Source organism: Pseudoalteromonas sp. Z9A4, assembly GCF_011378845.1.
In the GTDB taxonomy this organism is placed as follows: domain Bacteria; phylum Pseudomonadota; class Gammaproteobacteria; order Enterobacterales; family Alteromonadaceae; genus Pseudoalteromonas; species Pseudoalteromonas arctica.
Genome location: NZ_WTLA01000058.1, coordinates 1 through 1,363 on the forward strand (window position 1 = coordinate 1; position 1,363 = coordinate 1,363).

The window sequence follows — 1,363 nt, forward strand, 5'->3', positions numbered from 1 at the left end:
TCATAGCTTAGTTCTTAAGGAACACAGACCGTGTGACTTCCTATCTTAAAACGGCAAATATCATTTTTTTCAATGCGTTGCCGCTTACAATTTACCGCTAGTAACTCAAGTACACGATGTATCTTATGGCTACACCGTGTTTGTTCTATGCAATCCAGAATATCATCCAGCCAAAGATAACTGCACTTACTCGCTCTAAATGTCGAGATCGCACACTTAAACATAGCCGCTGCACTATGGCAGATAAAACGCTTGATAAGTGTTTGCAATATGCTCAGCCAAACCAATGATTCGGCAATATGAGGATCTCGTGTGATGAACCCTTTAAGGTTATTCCATGACTTTAGTTCTTTGAAAAACAACTCAATTTGCCAACGAGTTGCATATATATCGAGTAGCTCGTCAAAGTTAAACTGTGCCTCTTTTAAATTAGTAACAAGGAAAACGGGGCGCTTTTCATTCGGTAGATAGATAAGCCTGTACTCGGGCCCATTTTTCTTCCAACGTACTGTTAATTCAAGTGGTTGGCTTGCGAATTTATCGAGTAACGTTTTGAGTTTAATCTTCTTTTCTTTAAGTTCTATACCCGCGCAATAAGCTGATGTAACGATTGGGTTAACGTTTTTATTTGCTCTGATCAAAAAATATCCGCCATCTTGAGCTACTTGCTCAAAGTAATCTAAGTCAAAATACCCAGCATCAGCAAGTAATAACGTATCTTCAAGTGTGTGACTACCTGGTAAAAAGGCGCGCTCAGTTTCAACATCAGGACGAATATCTAATTCGCAGGGTTGTTCATTAAATAGGTCATAGGTAACGTGCAACTCAATTGCGGCAGGACTTACAGCAGTAAAACGACCAGCAAAAACCTGTGCTAATTCATCATGTAGAGCAAATGAAGAACCATCTTGCAATAACACTCGCTGTATTCCTCGCTGGGTAAAAAAGGTTTTATCCAGCGTGTTTACAGCCAATTTAGACATCGCTTGAATAACGAGCTCACGGACAAGCTCAGTCAAGGCTGGTTTTCGAATTTGATTATGAAAGGGTTTATAACTTATTGCGCAATCAGCCTGCGTTCGCAAGTTTTGATGGATATCTGACAAGTTAGCGTCTTGCAGGCAAGATAAGCTTTTGAATACGGCTTTGAGCAGAGAAACGATCGACAGGCAACGGTGTCGAACTTGAAATCCAGAGTTTTTTGCAAGCTCAATGAGGTGTTTTTCTGAGATAAGGGCTTTTAATTGGTTTGAAACTTGGTTAATCTGCATGTGAACTCTGTTTTTAGTCATGTTTTTATTGGCGTAACTATTTGATCATTAACAGAGTTCAACTTCAAGTTTTCTTAAGATCCAACCTATGA

General features: G+C 39.5%; 1 protein-coding gene. It reads right to left on the bottom strand.

Annotated elements, in window-relative coordinates; translation table 11 throughout:
* Positions 1-14: 14 nt before the first annotated feature.
* Positions 15-1,271 carry an IS4 family transposase gene (locus GQR54_RS19410; protein ID WP_166379701.1) on the bottom strand — a complete coding sequence of 419 codons (1,257 nt, stop codon included), beginning with the start codon at positions 1,269-1,271 and terminating at the stop codon, positions 15-17.
* Between the last annotated feature and the right edge of the window lie 92 nt (positions 1,272-1,363).